Source organism: uncultured Campylobacter sp. (assembly GCF_938018035.1).
GTDB lineage: Bacteria > Campylobacterota > Campylobacteria > Campylobacterales > Campylobacteraceae > Campylobacter_B.
Map to the genome: position 1 here is coordinate 1 of NZ_CALIJF010000316.1, position 4948 is coordinate 4948.

Below are 4948 nucleotides of genomic sequence, written 5' to 3' on the forward strand. Positions count from 1 at the left end.
GCTTATAGATAAGTACACTGAAGATGACAGTATATTAAAGGGGGAAGAAGATGGTTATTACTTGGTCTATCAGAACAAATCCTGGATAGAGATCAGAGAGCTGGCTTTAAAGACATTGCATATTTTCGGCTATGAACCATATAACTTTAATTATGATTAGCCCGGATTAGACCTAGCAGAATGAAATTTATCCTACATATCTTTAATCTGCTACTATGCCTAAGCGCCTGGGCTCTGCTTGGTTGTATACAGCGAAAATAAAACCGACTCCGCGCAAGCAAATAGTTTTATTTCGGGTTGCGCTGCATCACACCGCACGCCGTAACGACACATCTAACGCCGCCAGGCCGTGCTTTAGCCGCTACGTCGCGATGCGCTCTATCGCTGCGCCTTAAATCCTTGCGCCTGAGGCGTCTAGATCATCTTGCCAACGAGTTTTTCTTTAAATTCCTTGTAAATTTCTGGCCCCTCGTGTTTGTATTCGCTCGTCAGCCTGTTGTGAAATTCCGCCATATCGCCGCCGCTTTCGCGGTAGAGCTTGATCGCGTTTCGCCTTACGGCGCCGTTTTTTAGATCGCTATCGTAGGTAGTGCTCGCGTACCTTGCTCGCGCGCCGTCCTTGATCTCGCGGTAGGCCTCGCAGCCTTTGGCTCTGCCGAGTTTCGCGACGCACGCGGCATAGAGGGCTTGCAGGCTCACGCACTGGGGTATCAGCGCCTCCGCCGCGGCAAGGTCTGCTTTGGCGATTTTAGAATTTGTAGCCTTTTGTTCTTGTTGCACGGCCTTCGGCTCCTGCTTAGCGGTTTTTGCCCCTTGCTTTTGGGTTTTTGGCTCCTGCTTTGTAGCTTTTGGTTCCGCTTTTTGGGCTTTTTTCTCCGCCGCGCCGTTTGCTTTGCTTTGTTTTGCGCTCGCCCCTGCGGCGTGCGAGGCTAGACTGATCTTTTCAAATTTAGGATTTTTGCGGTAGTTTAGATTATTAAAGAATTCTATCACGTCGTCGTAAAATTTATCGTTGCTGACGATGCCGATCTTGCCCTCCTGCCCGCAGAGCTTGCCCATCAAAAACACGATGATCTTATCGGCGAAATCCTTTCTTTGCTTACCGATCGTAAAAACCTCGCCTATGCTAACGCCCATCTTCGATAGGCGCGCAAGGGTTAAGGCGCCGATCTTTTTGGCGGTGTTGGAGACGATATTGAGCTCGTCGCCCTCTTTGAGATTTACGACGTCAAAGATATTATCGACGTCGATATTTTCGTCGTCTATGATAAAATGGGTCAAAGTTTTTCCTTTAAATTAAATTTCAATGCCCGCGCTCGCGCAAATTTCATCTCTGAAGCGCGCGAAAGGCCTCATCGCAGGCTGATTTTGCAGATGCTCGCCGATCGGCTTTTGCATCCACGCCATATCGTACCAGCGGCCGAATTTATAGGCGCAGCGCTGAAATCTTCCGACGAAGCGAAAGCCCATGCGCTCGTGAAATCGCACGCTCGCGTCGTTTAGATATTCGTCATCCCCGCAAGCGATGCAAGCGTTCATGTTTGCGATGTTTTGAGCTCTGAGCGTGCGCTCTAGCGCTTCGTAGAGCAGCCTGCCGATACCAAAAGCGTGCGCGTTTTGCGATACATAAACGGAGCTTTCCGTCGACCAATCATATGCCGCTCGCTCTTTGAAAGCCGAAGCGTAGGCGTAGCCGAGGATTTGGCCCGATTTTAAATTTACGCCGCTTTGTTTTACTGCGACGATTAAATTTGCGCTATTTTGTTTCGTCGCGGCGCTTGTGCAATCTCGCGCCTCGTCTGCGGGCAAAATTTCACTCCCTGCGCTTGCCGCGCTCGCAGAAATTTTAAAATTTTTATCTCGCTCATCGTTAGCAAATGTCGCCTCGTCGCTTGCGTAAGCGAGCAGATAGGGGTATCTTTGCAGCGTTTGCTCGATGCGCTCCGCAAATTCCGCGGCGCTGGGCACGTCGTATTCGAAGCTGATCGCCGTTTGCTTTACGTAAGGCGCGTAAATTTCAAGCAGCGCCTCCACATCTTGCGGCGTTGCGAGCCGCAGTTTTATCAGCACCCGATCTCCTTTAAATTTAGCCGTTTTTGCATAATTTCGGTTTTAAGCTTATCTAAATTTACCGCCGCGACCGGCTTTTAAATTTAGCGGGAATTTTATCTCGCGCGCAAAACGGCTAAATTTCAGAGGCATGTTTGAGCGCGTAAATTTTAAAATTTAACCCGCACAAGCCTCTATTCGCCGAAAAGTCGCCAAAACTCGGGCGCAAATTTCGTCGGCGTAAATTCTATGATCTCGTATTTTGCGACGCCATTTTGAAAGAACGGATCTTGCGCGATGATCTCATCAAGCTCCGCGCGGTCTTTGGCGTTGATTAAGATGATGCCGCCGGTGCGAGGGACTTTGCGCCCCGAGCAGATAAATTTATCCGCCGCATAAAATCGGTCTAAAAACGCGTTGTGCTCGTTGATAAAGCGATCGACTTCGCTAATTTCTTTAACGTAAGTGAGGTTTGCAATAAACATTTTGATCCTTTGTGAGATTTGAAGCGCGATTTTAGCATAAAATTCCAACGGATAAAATTCCCGCTGGAATTTTCAAGCGCTACGTTATAAAAAATATCGGCGAAATTCCGATTATCGCGCACGCAACTGCTGCGTAGCGAAGTTTTATCGCAGCAAGCGCGCAGATGTTTGCAAGCGCGAAAAGAAGCGGCGGAATTTGCGCCTGAAAGCTCGGTAGCGCAAAGTTTAAAAACGCAAGCAGCGGCGTATCGAGCGCGCCGCCGAGCCCGAATAGATGCAAAAAGATGCTCAGTGGATAAAAGATCACGAAAACGTATCCCAGCGGCATGACGCTAAGCTGTTGCAGCGAAGCGGTCGGGAAGAAATAATAGACCGCTACGTTCATGCTGAGCCAAACGTAGAGGTTGAAAAGTATGACGTTCTGCCAGAGCTTAAATTTAGGCGCGAAGTGGTGCAGGTAGAGGAAGATATACAGCACGCCGAGGCAGGAGAAATAAAATCCGATCGAAAAGGCCAGGTGCGGGAAAAACGCGAGCAGAAGCGCGATCGTTAGGAAGAGGTTCGTAAATTTCACGACGTAGAAATTTCGCATCGCGAGGTAAAACCCCACGCAGCACATCGCAAGCGAGCGCAGAAAACTCGGCGTAAAATCAAGCACGAAGAGATATCCGCTCATCAGCACGATCACAAAGACGCTAAGATCGCGCCTCGCGCTGCGATACGGAAAGTAGCGATCCTGAAAATAGCGGTAAATCGGCATTGCAAGCAGAAAGACAGTGCTAAAGATAATGCCCAGATGAAAGCCGCTGATCGAGATGATGTGCGCTATGCCCCAGTTCGTCACGCTAGCGCGCAGCGGTTTTGAAATTTCGGTCGCAAAATACAGCGCGGAGTAAAGATCCGCCGTCATCTCATCTTTGTGTTGGGCGCGAACGAAGCTTATCGCGCGCCATTTTGCCCCGGAAGGCGCAAGTTCGTCTCCGATTTTAAAGCTTGGCGCGTAAAAGCGCTGCTTTAAAAAATCTAAAAATTTTACGTTTTTGGTTACGATGCCGATATTTACGCGCGCGAAGCGGTGAAATTCCTGCCCGAGCTTAGCGGTCGTGTAGAGAGTGAAATCCGCCGTTTTGAGCTTTAGCACCGTATAGGTGCGGCCGCGCTCGTTCGTTTTGGCGTAGGCGTTTAGAATTTGCGCGTCGTAAAAGGCGTAGCTTTTCTCGCGGAATTCTTTGAATTCATAAAATTTTAGGCCTAAGTTTAGCGATAAAATTCCAAGCAAAATGAGCAGAAAGTATAAAATTTCACGTTTTCGGTAAAAGAGTTGAAGCTTCACGGGCGGTGTTTAAGTTCGCAGTTCGCGCATGCGGTAGAATTTTGAAAAGCTCGCGCGCGGCGAAATTTTAAAATTCCAAAGCTCTATACCGCTCCGCCTCGCAAAAGATCGGCGGCGCGGTATAAAATTTGGTCTTAGCACGAATAATTCGTCGCAAACTCAAACGGCGTAGGGCGCGCCTCGTAAGGCCAAACCTGCGTTTCAAATTTAAAATGCTGATAGGTTTCGATAAAAAGTTCGCTCATTATCGGGCGCAGATACTCATTATCGCGGATCACCGCCTCTAGGCTGCCGCGAAGCGTGTGCGGAAGCTGCTCGATGCCGCGCTCGCGGATCTCATCCAGGTGCAGCTTGAATAAATTCTCATCCATCGGCCCGACCGGCTCGGTTTTGTTTTTGATACCGTCGATTCCAGCCATCAGCATCGCCGCAAATGCCAAATACGGGCATGCTGTGCTATCGGGGAAGCGCATCTCCGCACGCACCGAATGCTCGCCGCTGCCGTAAGGGATGCGGATCGAAGCGGAGCGGTTTTGGCTCGAATAAGTTAGAATGGACGGCGCCTCAAAGCCCGGGATCAGGCGCTTATAGCTGTTGGTGCTCGGGTTCGTAAACGCCGCGACGCTGCGCGCATGCTTTAGCACGCCGCCGATATACCACCTCGCCGCGTCGCTTAAATTTGCGTAGTTGCCCTTTTTGTAAAAGGTATTTTTACCCTTTTTCCAGATCGATTGGTGCACGTGCATTCCGCTGCCGTTATCGCCATAGAGCGGCTTTGGCATAAAGGTCGCGGTCTTGCCGTTTAGGTGCGCGACCATCTTTACTACGTATTTGTATTTTTGCACGTTGTCGGCGGCCTCGACGAGAGTGCCGTATTTGACGCCGATCTCGCCTTGGCCTTGCGCTACTTCGTGGTGGCAGATGAAGGTCTCAAGCCCGATCTGCTCAAGTACCTTTAGCATCTCGGCGCGCAGATCGACCATCGAATCGACGGGCTGGACGGGGAAGTAGCCGCCTTTTACGCCCGGGCGGTGGCCGCTATTAAAGCCGTCTTTGTAGTTTTTGCCGCTGTTCCAATGCC

The 4948-nt window shown here is 50.0% G+C and carries 5 protein-coding genes; all 5 read right to left on the reverse strand.

Annotated features, from left to right (window positions below):
* Nucleotides 1-414 precede the first annotated feature (414 nt).
* Nucleotides 415-1281, reverse strand: a complete 867-nt coding sequence (locus tag Q0257_RS09460; RefSeq protein ID WP_298024381.1) for a hypothetical protein — start codon at nucleotides 1279-1281, stop codon at nucleotides 415-417.
* 15 nt (nucleotides 1282-1296) lie between these two features.
* Nucleotides 1297-2070 carry a GNAT family N-acetyltransferase gene (locus Q0257_RS09465; protein ID WP_298024383.1) on the reverse strand — a complete coding sequence of 258 codons (774 nt, stop codon included), beginning with the start codon at nucleotides 2068-2070 and terminating at the stop codon, nucleotides 1297-1299.
* A 173-nt stretch (nucleotides 2071-2243) separates the two neighbouring features.
* On the reverse strand, nucleotides 2244-2534 hold the full coding sequence (locus tag Q0257_RS09470; RefSeq protein WP_298024385.1) for a YciI family protein: 291 nt from the start codon (nucleotides 2532-2534) through the stop codon (nucleotides 2244-2246).
* Between the two features lie 79 nt (nucleotides 2535-2613).
* On the reverse strand, nucleotides 2614-3867 hold the full coding sequence (locus tag Q0257_RS09475; RefSeq protein WP_298024386.1) for a ComEC/Rec2 family competence protein: 1254 nt from the start codon (nucleotides 3865-3867) through the stop codon (nucleotides 2614-2616).
* A gap of 134 nt (nucleotides 3868-4001) precedes the next feature.
* A partial coding sequence (gene glnA, locus Q0257_RS09480) for a type I glutamate--ammonia ligase (RefSeq protein WP_298024387.1) occupies nucleotides 4002-4948 on the reverse strand: 947 nt, incomplete at its 5' end.

Coding starts and splice junctions, on each gene's coding strand:
- Q0257_RS09470 (WP_298024385.1), bottom strand. CDS start 2,534: ATGTTTATTGCAAACCTCACTTACGTTAAAGAAATTAGCGAAGTCGAT.